This window comes from Nonomuraea sp. NPDC003727, from assembly GCF_053586935.1.
In genome coordinates this window covers 221,932-236,695 of sequence record NZ_JBSFNE010000012.1, presented here as the reverse complement: position 1 = coordinate 236,695, position 14,764 = coordinate 221,932, and the positions used below count along the sequence as shown (strand labels likewise).

General features: G+C 70.7%; 12 protein-coding genes. 2 read left to right on the top strand and 10 right to left on the bottom strand.

All coding sequences use genetic code 11. From position 1 onward, the window contains the following. Positions 1-16 precede the first annotated feature (16 nt). The 10 genes from ACWDLG_RS30170 to pgsA form a co-directional block, all read right to left on the bottom strand. Positions 17-1,165, bottom strand: a complete 1,149-nt coding sequence (locus ACWDLG_RS30170) for a GNAT family N-acetyltransferase (protein WP_449926333.1) — start codon at positions 1,163-1,165, stop codon at positions 17-19. Between the two features lie 45 nt (positions 1,166-1,210). Then, positions 1,211-1,963: a YebC/PmpR family DNA-binding transcriptional regulator gene (locus ACWDLG_RS30165; protein WP_354912154.1), complete on the bottom strand. Its 753-nt coding sequence runs from the start codon at positions 1,961-1,963 to the stop codon at positions 1,211-1,213. A gap of 3 nt (positions 1,964-1,966) precedes the next feature. Then, positions 1,967-2,491: a pyridoxal 5'-phosphate synthase glutaminase subunit PdxT gene (gene pdxT / locus ACWDLG_RS30160; RefSeq protein ID WP_449926442.1), complete on the bottom strand. Its 525-nt coding sequence runs from the start codon at positions 2,489-2,491 to the stop codon at positions 1,967-1,969. Between the two features lie 258 nt (positions 2,492-2,749). Then, on the bottom strand, positions 2,750-4,456 hold the full coding sequence (locus tag ACWDLG_RS30155; protein WP_449926330.1) for an alkaline phosphatase D family protein: 1,707 nt from the start codon (positions 4,454-4,456) through the stop codon (positions 2,750-2,752). A 1,083-nt stretch (positions 4,457-5,539) separates the two neighbouring features. After that, positions 5,540-6,475, bottom strand: coding sequence for a pyridoxal 5'-phosphate synthase lyase subunit PdxS (gene pdxS / locus ACWDLG_RS30150; protein ID WP_449926327.1), 936 nt, complete (start codon positions 6,473-6,475; stop codon positions 5,540-5,542). A gap of 66 nt (positions 6,476-6,541) precedes the next feature. Next, entirely contained in the window at positions 6,542-7,549 is a 1,008-nt protein-coding gene (locus ACWDLG_RS30145) for a DUF3048 domain-containing protein (RefSeq protein WP_449926324.1), read from the bottom strand. Positions 7,550-7,613: 64 nt separating this feature from the next. Then, on the bottom strand, positions 7,614-8,156 hold the full coding sequence (locus ACWDLG_RS30140; RefSeq protein WP_354912168.1) for a hypothetical protein: 543 nt from the start codon (positions 8,154-8,156) through the stop codon (positions 7,614-7,616). Then, positions 8,153-9,259: a glycosyltransferase family 4 protein gene (locus tag ACWDLG_RS30135; RefSeq protein WP_449926320.1), complete on the bottom strand. Its 1,107-nt coding sequence runs from the start codon at positions 9,257-9,259 to the stop codon at positions 8,153-8,155. The genes ACWDLG_RS30140 and ACWDLG_RS30135 overlap by 4 nt, the downstream gene beginning before the upstream one ends. After that, positions 9,256-10,152, bottom strand: a complete 897-nt coding sequence (locus ACWDLG_RS30130; protein WP_449926317.1) for a phosphatidylinositol mannoside acyltransferase — start codon at positions 10,150-10,152, stop codon at positions 9,256-9,258. The genes ACWDLG_RS30135 and ACWDLG_RS30130 overlap by 4 nt, the downstream gene beginning before the upstream one ends. After that, positions 10,149-10,772: a phosphatidylinositol phosphate synthase gene (gene pgsA, locus ACWDLG_RS30125; RefSeq protein ID WP_449926314.1), complete on the bottom strand. Its 624-nt coding sequence runs from the start codon at positions 10,770-10,772 to the stop codon at positions 10,149-10,151. The genes ACWDLG_RS30130 and pgsA overlap by 4 nt, the downstream gene beginning before the upstream one ends. Positions 10,773-10,948: 176 nt before the next feature. Here pgsA and ACWDLG_RS30120 point away from each other — a divergent pair, with 176 nt between their 5' ends. Both ACWDLG_RS30120 and ACWDLG_RS30115 read left to right on the top strand, forming a co-directional pair. Continuing rightward, complete coding sequence (locus ACWDLG_RS30120; protein ID WP_449926311.1) at positions 10,949-13,087, top strand: elongation factor G-like protein EF-G2; 2,139 nt, start codon at positions 10,949-10,951, stop codon at positions 13,085-13,087. A 111-nt stretch (positions 13,088-13,198) separates the two neighbouring features. Further along, positions 13,199-14,752: a glycoside hydrolase family 10 protein gene (locus tag ACWDLG_RS30115; protein WP_449926309.1), complete on the top strand. Its 1,554-nt coding sequence runs from the start codon at positions 13,199-13,201 to the stop codon at positions 14,750-14,752. Positions 14,753-14,764 lie beyond the last annotated feature (12 nt).

Below are 14,764 nucleotides of genomic sequence, written 5' to 3'. Positions count from 1 at the left end.
GGCCCGAGCCGGACGATCAGAAGTAGTCGATCATGTACGGCGTGCCGGCGAACGCCGCGTCCAGCGCCTCGTCGAACTCCTCCGGGCCGGACAGCAGGCCGGCCGGGCGCAGCGTCGAGGTCGGGATCCCGGCGTACAGCGCCGACAGGCCGTTGACGGTGAAGCGCGGCCCCTGCCCCGTGGCGGCGCCGGCCGTACCGGAGCCGCCGGAGATCTCCAGCCGCCACGTGCCGCTGTTGGCCGGGCGCTCGGGGTCGTCGACCGTGATCACGGCGTGCGCCGAGACCACCGACGGGAAGCCTCGCCTGGCGATCGCCTCGGCCACGTCCACGACCCGGAACATCCACCTCGTCTGCTTGACCTGCTCCTTGGCCCGCTCGCGCACCAGCCACAGCACGGGGTCGTTCGGCGCGACCACGGCGGTGACCTTCTTGGCGATCGAGGAGGAGGTGCCGACCATGGCCCACAGCGCGCGGGCGGTCGCCTCCGAGCCGGCGACGAGGTTGTCGACGGCGATGTCGCCCCCGTCCCATCGGTAGGCGACGAACCCGTCGTCGGCCAGGTAGCGGAAGTCGTCATCCTCGTCGAGGTAGCGCCGCCAGGCGGCCTCGTCCCAGCAGATGGGCCCGCTGGCGCGGTTGGCGGCGTGGACGCGGCCGAGGATAGCGATCACCTCGGCGACGTCGTCGGGCCCCATCCTGCGCAGCTTGACCTGCTCGGCCGGGCCGATGGTGCGCAGCGCCTCGGGAGCGAGGGTCACCGCGTTCTCGGCGCCCGCGTGCTCCCAGCCGAGCGAGCGGTAGATCGGCGTGGTGGCCGGGTAGAGGGCCGAGACGGCCTCGCCCAGCTCGGCCGCCCTGCCGAGGACGGCCCGCATGAGCCGCCTGCCCACGCCGCGTCCGCGGTCCTCGGGGTTGACGACCACACCCGCCACCCCGGCCATCGGCTGCGGCCTGCCGTGCCACCACTGGGTGAAACCAGGCAGGCGCGCGGCGGCGGCCACCCTCGAGCCGTCGAAGACGCCGAGGAAGCGTCCCTGCTCCAGGGTGGCCAGCGCCATTGCGCGCCAGTTGTCGGCGAGGTCGGCGGGCAACGGGCCGAAGGAGCGCTTGCGGGTGTCGAGGACGGCGTCGAGGTCGTCCGGGCTCAGATCACGAATTTCCACAGCAGGTCAACCTACGCACTGCGGGACATCCGCCGCGAGCCGTTTTCAGGCGTCGAGCTTCTCCATGATGTCGTCGCTGACGTCGAAGTTCGCGTAGACGTTCTGGACGTCGTCGCTGTCCTCGAGCGCGTCGATGAGACGGAAGACCTTGCGCGCGCCGTCCTCGTCGAGCGGGACGTTGAGCGTCGGCAGGAAGCTCGACTCGGCCGAGTCGTAGTCGATGCCGGCCTCCTGCAGCGCCTTGCGCACCGGCACCAGGTCACCGGCCTCGGAGACGACCTCGAACGACTCGCCCAGGTCGTTGACCTCCTCGGCGCCCGCCTCGAGCACCGCGGTCAGCACGTCGTCCTCGGACAGCCCGTCCTTGGGGACGATCACGACACCCTTGCGGTTGAACATGTAGGCCACCGAACCGGGGTCGGCCAGCGAGCCGCCGTTGCGGGTGAGCGCGACGCGGACCTCGGAGGCGGCGCGGTTGCGGTTGTCGGTCAGGCACTCGATGAGAACCGCGACACCGCCGGGGGCGTAGCCCTCGTACATGATGGTCTGCCAGTCGGCGCCGCCCGCCTCGAGGCCGCCGCCGCGCTTGCGGGCGCGCTCGATGTTGTCGTTGGGCACCGAGTTCTTCTTCGCCTTGAAGATGGCGTCGAAGAGGGTGGGGTTGGCATCCGGGTCAGGGCCACCGGTCCTGGCCGCCACCTCGATGTTCTTGATGAGCTTCGCGAACAGCTTGCCGCGCTTGGCGTCGAGCGCGGCCTTCTTGTGCTTCGTCGTAGCCCATTTGGAGTGGCCGGACATGACCTAGAGCTCCCTCACCATGTTGACGAAATATTCATGCACGCGAGTGTCTCCGGTCAGCTCCGGATGGAACGATGTCGCGAGCAGCGGTCCCTGTCGGACCGCGACGATCCTATCCCCAGGGGGCGCGGTCGCCAGCACCTCGACGTCGGAACCCACCGATTCCACCCATGGGGCGCGGATGAAGACAGCGTGTACGGGGCCGCCCGCGAAGGACAGATCGGCCTCGAAGGAGTCGACCTGGCGGCCGAAGGCGTTACGCCTGACCACCATGTCGATGCCGCCGATCGTCTGCTGGCCCTCGATGCCGTCCTGGATGCGGTCGGCCAGCATGATCATGCCGGCGCACGAGCCGTAGGCGGGCATGCCCTCCTTGACGCGCAGGCGCAGCGGTTCCAGCAGCTCGAAGATCTCGGCGAGCTTCCACATCGTGGTGGACTCCCCGCCGGGGATGACCAGCCCGTCGACGGCCTCGAGCTCGGCGATCCTGCGCACGGCCGTCGCCTCCGCCCCCGCCTCCTCCAGCATGCGGACGTGTTCGCGCACGTCTCCCTGGAGTGCGAGTACACCGATCTTGGGCACGGTCGTCCTTCCTTCGTGGTCCGGGTTCCCCTGATTCAACACCACGACGGGCCGTGCTCTTCCTACCGGGCGGCCTCCGCGGGCGTCGTCCTGGAGGAGGGGCACGGCCCGGTCGCCGCGGCGGGGAACCACGCAAGAACCCCCGCCACCGGGCCCGAGGGCAGGCGGCAGGGGTTCCGGACGTCGAGGCCGGCCCCGCGTGGTCTACGGGCGCTCGGTCTCGAGGCGGACCGTCTCCTCGATCGTCATCTCGGACGCCGCGCGCAGCGACGGGTCCATCGGGCGCAGGTACGTCTGCTGCACGCCGGGCACCCGGTCCTCCACCACGAACGTCGCCCTGGTGTAGACCTCCGACCCGGGCGTCCGCACCTGGGGCACGACCTTGAAGTCGGCCGACATCTGCTCCCGCTCGATCTTCGTCAGCACGTATCCGCGCTGGTTGTTGTAGAACTTGAGGTGCGGGTTGATCTTCAGGAACGGCTGTGTGGCCGGGTCGGAGTCCTTCCCGTCACCGCCGGTGCTGATGGAGGTGGCCACCAGCTCCGCGCCCACGGACGGCCCCGTCGGGTCGTCGTAGTCCAGCTTCAGGTCGCTGGCCCAGTGAGCGTGGACGTCACCGGTGAGCACGACCGGGTTGCGCACCTTCGCGTCGATCCATCCCTGGGTGATGCGCCGCCGGGAGGCCACGTAGCCGTCCCAAGCGTCCTGGCTGGTGACCTTCGCCGGTCCCGCGTTGTTGTCGCGCTGGGCGAAGAAGACCTGCTGGCCGATGATGTCCCACTGGGCGCGCGAGTGGTGGAAGCCGTTGATCAGCCACTCCTCCTGCGCCGCGCCGGTGATGGACCGGGCCGGGTCCACCGCCGCCGGGCAGTCCCGGTAGCCGTCGCCGCACCCCTGGTCGTCGCGGTACTGCCGGGTGTCGAGCATGTGGAAGGTGGCCATCTGTCCCCACCGGATCCGCCGGTAGAGCTGCATGTCGATGCCCTGCGGGATAGAGGTACGGCGCAGCGGCATGTTCTCGTAGTAGGCACGGAAGGCCGCCTCGCGGCGCTGCAGGAAGTTCGGCTGCGGCACCTCGGGCTTCTCCGCCACCTCGTCGGCCCAGTTGTTGTCGAGCTCGTGGTCGTCCCACACGACCAGCCACGGCGCGGCGGCGTGGGCGGCCTGCAGGTCGGGGTCGGCCTTGTACTGCGCGTGGCGCTGCCGGTAGTTGGCGAGCGTCTCGGTCTCGGGACCCTCGTGGTGGCGGACGTTGCCGCCGGGGATGGTGTAGGTGTTCTTGGTGTACTCGTACTGGTAGTCGCCCAGGTGCAGGATCAGGTCGGGGTGCTCCTCGGCCAGGCGGCGGTAGCTGGTGAAGTAGCCGTGCTCGTACTGCGCGCAGGAGACGAACGCCATGGACAGCGCTCCGCCGTACGCCAGGGGATGCGGGGCGGTGAGGGCGCGGCCGACGGGCGAGACGTAGGGGCCCACGCGGAAGCGGTACCAGTACTCCCGCCCTGACGACAGGCCGTCCACCTCGACGTGGACGCTGTGGCCCCACTCGGGGGCGGCCGTCGCGACACCGGCGCGGACGACGCGTCGACAGCGCTCGTCGGCGTAGACCTGCCACAGGACGAGGAAGGGACGCTGGGGCATGCCGCCCATGCCGTCCTCGGCGAGCGGCTGCTGGGCCAGGCGGGTCCAGATGACGAAGCCGCTGTGGTCGGGGTCACCGGAGGCGACGCCCAGCGTGAAGGGGTCCGACCTGAGACCGCGCGAGGCCAGGGTGGCGGCGCTCTCGGTGGCGGGGTCGGCGGCTGGGGCGGGGGCCGGGTCGGCCGGAGTGGCGGAGGCGGCGGCGGGGAGCGCGGCGGTGGCGCCCGCAGCTAACCCGGTGACGAGGAAGGAGCGGCGGTTGAGCTTGGACACGGGTGCTCCCGAGGCGATCTAGGGTGGGACGCCCGTAGCCTGGCCCAAGATCATGACTCACTGGTTAACGCCATCTGTCACACAAAAGGCGATTTTTACCAAGGGTGCCGCGATTCACGGAGATTTCCTCCGTCCACCCCTGTCGCACCGGTGGCGCGCGCGACCGATGGGAGCGGCTCCCGCACGGCGGCGCCCCTGACGCCCGCCAAGCGGACTCCGGGCCCACGCCCCGCGCCCAAGGCCAGGCGGGGTCCGGGCCCACGCCGCCGCACCCAAGGCCAGGCGGGGTCCGGGCCGGTTCCAGGACCGGGACCGGGCCGGGAGCAAGGGACACAAGCCGCGGGACGGGGGCAAGGGCGGCAGGGCGGGAGTCGAGGGCCGATGCCGGGGTCGGCCCGGGCTGGTGCCCGGCTCGGGCCGGTGTGGTCTGGGGCCGGGCCGGGGGCAAGGGCCGGGAGTCGGGGAGCAGGGAGCCCGGGCCCCTGGGCTCAAGGGCAAGGGGGGCCGGTGGCAAGAGGCCAAGGGACGTGGGGCGGCGCCGGGCCGAGGCCGAGGGCCGGGGGCGGAGGCAGAGGGCGGAGGCAGAGGGCGGAGGGCGGGGGCGGAGGCAGAGGCAGTGAGTGGAGGCAGAGGCAGTGCGCGGAGGCAGAGAGCCGGGGGCCGGGAGCTTGGAGCGGGGTCTGGGGTGGGCCGGGACCTTGCTGGTCCTTTCAGCGAGGCGCATGACCAAGCACCAGCCAGTACGCGGAAAGGGCCGGCCGTCACCGGGCCTTGAGCGGGGCGTGGAGGGCCCTGGACGGGCACCGAGGATCCGGGGTGCCGGGCGGCCGGGTCGCGCGAGAAGCGGCACGAAGAGGCCGCACCACGAACAAGAAGAGGGCGCGGCGCGCAGAGTGCGCGACGCGAACCCGCAGAGGGGGCGGAGCGAAGAGGGGGCGGCACGAAGTAGGCGCGACGTGAAAAGGGCGCGGGGCAAGGAGAGGGCGGCGCGACGTAGGCGCGACGTGAAAAGTGCGCGGCGAGGAGGCGGCACGAAAAAGCGGCACCCCCGAGGGGATGCCGCTCAGTCGCGGGAGGGCGGGCCTACCAGCCGCGCTCGGCCAGGCGGTGCGGCTGCGGGATCTCGTCGACGTTGATGCCGACCATCGCCTCGCCGAGGCCGCGCGACACCTTGGCGACGACGTCGGGGTCGTCGTGGAAGGTGGTGGCCTTGACGATCGCCGCCGCCCGCTTGGCGGGGTCGCCCGACTTGAAGATGCCGGAGCCGACGAACACGCCCTCGGCGCCCAGCTGCATCATCATCGCGGCGTCGGCGGGCGTGGCGATGCCGCCGGCGGTGAACAGCACCACGGGCAGCTTGCCGGTCTTGGCCACCTCGACGACCAGGTCGTACGGCGCCTGCAGCTCCTTGGCCGCCACGTACAGCTCGTCCTCGGGCAGCGAGGTGAGGCGCTTGATCTCGCCCCTGATGGTGCGCATGTGGGTGACGGCGTTGGAGACGTCGCCCGTGCCCGCCTCGCCCTTGGAGCGGATCATGGCGGCGCCCTCGGTGATGCGGCGCAGCGCCTCGCCCAGGTTCGTCGCGCCGCACACGAACGGCACGGTGAACTGGTACTTGTCGATGTGGTTGGCGTAGTCGGCGGGGGTCAGCACCTCCGACTCGTCGATGTAGTCGACGCCCAGCGACTGCAGGATCTGCGCCTCGACGAAGTGGCCGATGCGGGCCTTGGCCATGACGGGGATGGAGACGGCGTTGATGATGCCGTCGATCATGTCGGGGTCGCTCATCCTGGAGACGCCGCCCTGCGCGCGGATGTCGGCGGGCACGCGCTCCAGAGCCATGACGGCGACCGCCCCGGCGTCCTCGGCGATCTTCGCCTGCTCGGGGGTGACGACGTCCATGATGACGCCGCCCTTGAGCATCTCGGCCATGCCGCGCTTGACGCGCGCGGTTCCGGTGACGGGGCTGGTAGACACGGTCTTCCTCACAACGGCAGGTCGGTAAGTTCTCAAGCCCATCGTAGGTCCTTAACACCCCACGACCGGACACACCACCATGTCAGGGTCGAGGCGGGATTTTGTACGTTAAGGAATGACGGGCTTGCGGCTGGCGAGAGCGATCCACACCTGGCCAGGCGCGAAGTTCATCGGCTCACCGCTCTCAGTGGTGAACGTCGTCCCTTCTTCCTCCGATTCCCGCGACCACTTGGCCTTGTAGGCCTTGCCGTCGCGGAGCACGATGGCCGATCCCTTGCCGACGGAGTGGACCAGCGGGGTGTAGCTCTGGTTCTTGTCGTGGAACTGCGAGCGCTCGGTCTTGGTGTACTGCACGACGATCGTGGGGGCGCCGAGCTGGCCGCCCTCGGCCGCCATGTCCTTCTTGCCGTCCTGCCAGACGAGCCACTGCTTCTTGGCCTCCGACCAGGCGAAGGTGAAGCGGGCGGCGGGCCATCTGACCGTCCACGACTTCTTCGGCACGCCGCCCTCGGCGGGGGCCTCGCCGAAGGTGAAGCCGATGTCCTTGGCCTGGCTCGCCTTGGGCGCCTTGGCCAGCAGCTGCTTGGTGTTGGCGAACAGGTTGTAGGGGGCGAAGCGGCCCGGCTGGCGGAAGAACGCGCCGGGGTTGCGGGTGTCGCCGACGTCGAACAGCGACGCCTCCGCCATGAACGGCAGCATCTTGGACTGGACGCCGGAGTAGGCGAAGGCCGGCTTGCCGAACTGCGGCGTGATGTGCAGGTCGGAGATGCGGGCGCTGCGGACCGGGCCGACCTTGGGCGGCAGCTTGGAGGAGAAGACCGCCATCAGCCGGGTGAGGCCGGCCTCGACCTGCTCGACGTAGACGATGTCCGCGCTCTTCAGCCCCATCTGGGGCTTGCCCGCCGCGGTGTTCTCGATCTTCACCGCCAGGACCGGTTCGAGCTCCTCGTACGGCAGGCCCGTGAAGGGGTGCTTGCTCACCTCGGGCGTCGGCGTGGCGGAGACGGGGGCCGCCTGCGGAGCCTTCGACGGCGAGGCCGCTCCGCCCCCGCTCGAGCAGGCCGCGACAGGAGCGAGCACCGCCAGCGTCACCGCGATCGTTCGGGCTACCCGCACCTGCTCAACTCCTCCGCTCGGCCACGAAAACGGAAGGAAGCTTACCGGGCTCCCCTAAAACGGGTCATTCGGTTGCCATGGTCTCGGGCGGATTGTCATCGATCTCAAAGAATTCGGGATACTCGGTGCGTCCGGCCAGGCGCAGGCTGCGGGCGAGCCAGCGGCGCTGGGCGGTGCGGGTCACGGCGACCGCGTTGTTGTAGAAGCGGCGGGCGTAGACGACCTTGGCGACGGCGGCGTCGAGCTCCTCCAGCAGCGACAGGCCGCCCGGCGACTCGCTGATGCGTTCCCTGAACCTGTCCTGGTCGACGGCCGCGCGCAGCGCCCTGGACAGGTCGCTCTCGGCGTGCTCGCGCTCCTCGGGGCCGGCCGTACGGGCCTCGTGGGCGGCCGCGGCCAGGACCAGGGAGGTGGCGGGGTCGAGCAGACGGGATCCGGCCAGTTCGAGCACGACGGCGGCGCGCCGGACCAGCGCGACGTCGAGCGCCTCGCGGGCCAGTTCCAGCCTGATGTGCAGCCGGTCGAGACGCCCGGCCCGCCAGGAGACGTAGACGGCGGTGAGCACCATGAGGATGCCCACGAGCAGGACGATGATCGTGGTGCTCATGCGACGGTGTCTTCCTCCACTCGTCCCGCCGCGGCCGTGACGGTCTCGTAGACGCGCACGACGTCGCGGGCGACCGTGGACCAGTCGTACTTGCGCACGGCGAGCAGCGCCTCGTCGGCCAGCTTGGCCCTGCGCTCGGGGTCGTCGAGGAGGGCGCGCGCCTCGTGGGCCAGGGCGGCCGCGTCGCCGTTGGGGAACAGCGCGCCGGCCTGCCCGTCGCCCAGCACCCGGCGGAAGGCCGGGATGTCGCTGGCCAGCACGGTGGCTCCGGCCGACATGGCCTCGGCCAGCACGATGCCGAAGCTCTCGCCGCCGGTGTTGGGCGCGACGAAGACGTCGACGGAGTGGTAGGCGCGGATCTTGTCCTGCTCGCTGACCATGCCGAGCAGCGTGACGCGGTCGCGGATCGACTTGGGGATCTTCACCTCGCCGGGGCCCGCGACGAGCAGCCTCGCGTCGGGCACCTGCTCCAGCGCCTCGAGAAGGACGGGCAGGCCCTTGCGCGGCTCGTCCATCCTGCCGAGGAAGCCGAGCGTGCGCCCGTCGGGGCCCCAGCCGGGCAGCGGCTCGGCCTGGGTGTAGCGGCTGACGGTCACGCCGTTGGGGATCAGCACGCTGTCGCCGCCGAACTGCTCGACCAGGCTCTTGCGGGCGGCGTCGGAGACGGCGATGCGGCCGCTGAGCTTCTCCAGCGCGCTGCGCAGCATCGGCTCGGCGATCGCGATGGCCCGCGAGCGGTTGAAGGAGGCGTGGAAGGTGGCCACGATCGGCCCCTTGGCCGCCCAGCAGGCCAGCACGCCCAGGCTGGGCACCAGCGGCTCGTGGATGTGGAGCACGTCGAAGTCGTTCTCGCGGATCCAGCGCCGCACCCTGGCCGCCGACAGGAAGCCGAACGACATCCGCGCCACCGAGCCGTTGTACGGCACCGGCACCGCCCTGCCGGTACCGGTCACGTACGGCGGCAACTCGGCGTCCTCCTCGGCCGGGGCGATCACCGAGACCTGGTGCCCCTGGGCCGTCAGCGCCTGCGCCAGGTCGTCGATGTGCTGTTTGACACCGCCCGGCACGTCCCAGGAGTAAGGGCAGACGATGCCGACGTTCACTTCAGGTCCTCCAGCCACAGGCGCTGCAGCATGTGCCAGTCTTCGGGGTGTTCGGCGATGCCCTTCTCGAACACCGTCACCAGGCTCTGCGCCACGGCGGCCGTGCGCTCCTGGAGGGTGCCGGAGTCGGGCACCTCGACCTCCTCGTGGATGCGCAGACCCCAGTCGGGGCCCTCGAACCACATGGTCGCCGGCAGCAGCGCGGCGCCCGTCTTGACGGCCAGCAGCGCGGGGCCCACCGGCACCTTGGTGGTGGCGCCGAAGAACTCCACCTCGACGCCGCCCTTGGTCAGGTCGCGCTCGGCGGGCAGGCAGACGATGCCGCCCTTGCGCACCCGCTGCGCGAGGACGCCGAACGTGTGCCCGTCGCCGCCGGTCAGCGGCAGCACCTCCATCCCGAGGCCCTCGCGGAAGGCGACGTAGCGGCGGAACAGCGACTCGGGCTTGAGCCGCTCGGCCACCGTGGTGAAGGGGTGCCCGCAGCCGACCAGCCATGCGCCCGACTGGTCCCAGTTGCCCATGTGCGGCAGCGCGAGCACCACGCCGCGCCCCTCGGCCACGGTGTTCCAGATGTGCTCGTCGCCGGTGACGTGGGTGCGCCGCACGACCTCGTCGACGGGCATCTTCGGCAGCCTGAAGACCTCGTGGAAGTAGCGCAGGTAGGAACGCATGCCCGCGCGGCTGAGCGCCCGCAGTTCGGGGCTGTCCTCGGCCAGCCCGGTCACCCTGGCCAGGTTGTGCTCGAGGCGGCGCACGCTCTTGCCCCGCCGGCGCCAGGCCCGGTCGGCCACGAGGGTGAAGGCGGCCGCGGTCAGCCGCTCCGGCAGGTACGGCAGCAGCGTCCAGCCCGCCGCGAAGCCCGCGGCGACCGCACGGTCCTGGAGGGAGGTCATCGGGCTCCAATCTGGCGACGGACGTGGACGATCCGCTGGACGACGGTGACGGCGCTGGCGGCCGCCAGCAGCCACATGCCGAAGGCCAGGATGTACGGCACGCCGAGGCCGGACAGGCCGGCGGACACGAGCCCCACGACCAGCCGCTCGGGCCGCTCGGCCAGGCCCACGTCGCAGCCGACTCCCAGCCCCTCTGCCCTGGCCTTGACGTAGGACACCAGCGCGCCGGCGACCAGGCAGAACAGCGTGACCCCCGCCATGAGCAGGTCGCGCTGGAGGAAGAAGTGGATGATCAGGCCGGAGAAGACGGCCGCGTCGGCCACCCGGTCGAGCGTGGAGTCGAGGAAGGCGCCCCACGTACTGCCGCCGCCCCCGCCCATCCGCGCCACGACGCCGTCGAGCAGGTCGAACAGCACGAACACGGTGATCGCCAGCGAGCCCCACCACAGCTGGCCCATGGGGTAGAGGACCAGGGCGCACACCACGGTGCCGGTGGTGCCGATCGCGGTGACGGCGTTCGGGCCTATCCCGCGGCGGACGAGTGCCCTGCCCAGCGGGGTGAGTATCCGGGTCATGGCCGGGCGCAGGAGTTTGAGCATCGCGCTCCGATCGTAGGCCATGCAGGCCGCCATCACTTCTTTGCCTCGCCCCCCTTGTGATATTCGCCACACGGGTATTTGGTGAACTAACCGCGTCCTTTGCGGTAATTCCGCTGGGCGGCGGCACTGAATCGAACGACGATTTGGGCGGCGCGCGCCGTACCCTGCGGGCTCCGTCCCACGGAAGCGGAGGCGATGTGGCTGACAAGCACCACGGCGCGGCCATGGGAGCCGCGGGCAGGGCACCAGCGGCCGAGAGGGCGGACGCGATACGCAACGTCGTCCTGGTCGGCCATTCGGGAGCGGGCAAGACCACCCTGGTCGAGCAGTTGCTCGCGGCCACGGGCACCATCCCGCGGATGGGCCGTGTGGAGGACGGCAGCACGGTCAGCGACTTCGACGAGGTGGAGGTGCGCCAGCAGCGCTCGGTGAACCTGTCCGTCGCGCCGATCGTCCACAACGGGATCAAGATCAATCTTCTGGACACGCCGGGCTACGCCGACTTCGTGGGCGACCTGCGGGCCGGGCTGCGCGCCGCGGACGCCGCGCTGTTCGTGGTCGCGGCGACCGACGGCATCGACGGGCTGACGCAGATGCTGTGGGAGGAGTGCGCGCAGGTCGGCATGCCCAGGGCCGTGGTGATCACCAAGATCGACCACCACCGCGCCGACTTCGACCAGGTCCTGGGCGAGTGTCAGGAGATCTTCGGTGACGGGGTCGCGCCGCTTTACCTGCCCGTGGTGACCAACGGGAAGGTGGCGGGGCTGATCGGGCTGCTGTCGCAGAAGTTCTACAACTACGCCACCGGCGAGCGGGCCGAGAAGGAGCCGGGCGCGGAGTACGAGGCACGGATCGAGGAGTACCGCGGCAGCCTGATCGAGGGGATCATCCAGGAGAGCGAGGACGAGTCGCTCATGGAGAGGTACCTGTCGGGCGAGGCCATCGACTCCAAGGTGCTCATCGACGACCTGGAGAAGGCGGTCGCCCGCGGCACGTTCTATCCCGTGCTCGCCAGCGGCGCCGGCATCGGCGCGCAGGAACTGCTCGAGGTGATCACGCAGGGCTTCCCCTCGCCGCTCGAGCACCCGCTTCCCGAGATCACCACCCCGGACGGCAAGCCCGTCCAGGTCAGGGCGTGCGACCCGGACGGGCCGCTGGTGGCCGAGGTGGTCAAGACGACCAGCGACCCCTACGTGGGACGCATCAGCCTGGTGCGCGTCTTCTCGGGGACGCTGCGCCCCGACATGACCGTGCACGTCTCCGGGCACGGCCTGGCCGACAGAGGGCATGAGGACCACGACGTCGACGAGCGCATCGGCACGCTGACGGGCCCCCTGGGCAAGCAGCAGCGCACCATCGCCAAGGGCATGGCGGGCGACATCGTCGCGGTGGCCAAGCTGTCGCGGGCCGAGACAGGCGACACGCTGTCGGAACCGGAGCGGCCGCTGCTCATGACGGCGTGGAGCATGCCCGACCCGCTGCTGCCGGTGGCGATCAGGGCCAGGTCGAAGGCCGACGAGGACAAGCTGTCGCAGGGCCTGGCCCGGCTGGTGGCCGAGGACCCGACGTTGCGGCTGGAGAACAACGCCGAGACCCGGCAGCTGGTGCTGTGGTGCATGGGCGAGGCGCACGCCGACGTCCTGCTCGACCGGCTCGCCAAGCGCCACGGCGTCGAGGTCGAACGGGTCGACCTGCGGGTGCCGCTGCGCGAGACGTTCGGCGGCAGGTGCCAGGCCATGGGCCGCAACGTCAAGCAGACCGGCGGCCACGGCCAGTACGCGATCTGCCACCTCGAGGTCGAGCCCCTGCCCTCCGGCGGGGGTTTCGAGTTCGTGGACAAGATCGTCGGCGGCGTGGTCCCCCGCCAGTTCATCCCGTCGGTGGAGAAGGGCGTGCGCACGCAGATGGAGCGGGGGGTGCTGGCCGGGTACCCGATGGTGGATCTGCGGGTCACGCTCTACGACGGCAAGGCGCACTCGGTCGACTCCTCCGACATGGCCTTCCAGATCGCCGGCTCGCTGGCGCTGAAGGAGGCCGCCGCCAAGGTGCCGACGCTGCTGCTCGAACCGGTCGACGAGATCGCGGTGCTGGTGGCCGACGAGCACGTCGGCTCGGTGATGTCCGACCTGTCCTCGCGGCGTGGCCGGGTGCTGGGCACCGAGCCCGTCGGCACGGGGCGGACGCTGGTGAAGGCCGAGGTGCCGCAACTGGAGATCACCCGCTACGCGATCGACCTGCGGTCCATGTCGCACGGGACGGGCACCTTCCAGCGCACGTTCCTGCGCTACGAGCCCCTGCCCTCGCATCTGACCGAGAAGGTGACGGCTCAGGACTGACGCCCCTCGACAGGGGGAGGGTAACGCCCTCCCCCTGAGTCACACTAGGATCACAAATCCATTGCGATTTTTGGTCGAAGCACCCCGGTGGCGATGTCACACTGGGGGACTATGCGTACCGGACGACCTCTTCTCGCCGCCGCCGCTGTCGCGATCGCCGCCACCGCCGCCGCCTACTCCTTCGGCGGACCAGGAGCCGAGGCCGCTGCTCCCCAGACGAAGGCCAAGCCCGCCACCAAGGCGGTCAAGAAGTGCGTCGCCGACGTCAGATACCCCAAGCGCCAGCTGCGCGGCGTCTGGATCGCCACGGTCAAGAACATCGACTGGCCCTCCGCGACCGGCCTCAGCCCCGCCCGGCAGCAGGCCGAGTACGTCAAGATCCTCGACAACGCGGTCAAGCGCAACCTCAACGCGGTGTTCGTGCAGGTGCGGCCCGCCTCCGACGCGCTGTACCAGTCGCCGCACGAGCCGTGGTCGCAGTACCTCACCGGCACGCCGGGCAAGAACCCCGGCTGGGACCCGCTGCCGTTCCTGACCGCCGAGGCGCACAAGCGCGGCCTGGAGTTCCACGCCTGGTTCAACCCGTACCGCGCCGCCTACGACGCCAACCTGGGCCGGCTGCCCGCCGCCCACCCCGCCCGGCAGCACCCCGACTGGCTGGTGAAGTACGGCGAGCAGTACTACTACAACCCGGGCCTGCCCCAGGTCCGCGAGCACGTCGTCAAGGTCGTCACCGACGTGGTCAAGCGCTACGACGTCGACGGCGTCCACTTCGACGACTACTTCTACCCCTACCCGGGCGCGGCCCCCATGTTCAACGACACCGCCGCGTTCCGGAAGTACGGCAAGGGCGCCAAGCTCGCCGACTGGCGCCGCGACAACGTCAACACGCTCGTCGCCCAGGTGCACAAGGCCGTCCACGACACCAAGAAGGACGTGAAGTTCGGCATCAGCCCGTTCGGCATCTGGCGCAACAAGGCGCAGGACCCGACGGGCTCGGCCACCTCCGGCATGTCCGCCTACGACTCGATCTACGCCGACGCCAGGGCGTGGATCAAGTCCGGCACCGTCGACTACGTCATGCCGCAGCTCTACTGGCCGCGCGGGTTCAAGGCGGCCGACTACAACGTGCTGGCCGCCTGGTGGGCCAACGAGGTCAAGGGCACCGACGTGCGCCTGTACATCGGCCAGGGCCTCTACCGGGTCGGCGCGCGAGACGTCGCGACCTGGACCAAGCCGGGTGAGATGCCCGCGCACCTGGCGTTCAACCGCAAGTACCCCGAGATCGACGGCGACGTCTACTTCAGCGCCAAGAACGTCCTGGCCAACCCGCTGAAGGCCATGGACCGCCTGTCCAAGGAGCACTACGCCCGTCCGGCCCTGCTGCCGGCGCCCAAGGGCGGTGACGCGCCGGCCAAGCCGTCGGGGCTGAAGGCGTCGGGTGCGGCGCTGACCTGGAGCCCGGTGGAGGGCGCCCGTTCCTACGCCGTCTACCGGGTGCCCGCCTCGGGGCAGAGCTGCCAGTCGACCGACTCGCGCAACCTGGTCGCCATCGTCACCGGCACCTCCTACACGGCCCAGAAGCCCGGCACCTACCAGGTCACAGCCCTGGACCCGCTGACCCGTGAGAGCAAGCCCGCCGAGGCGGCGGTCTCCCCGGCCTGATCCGTCCCCGGA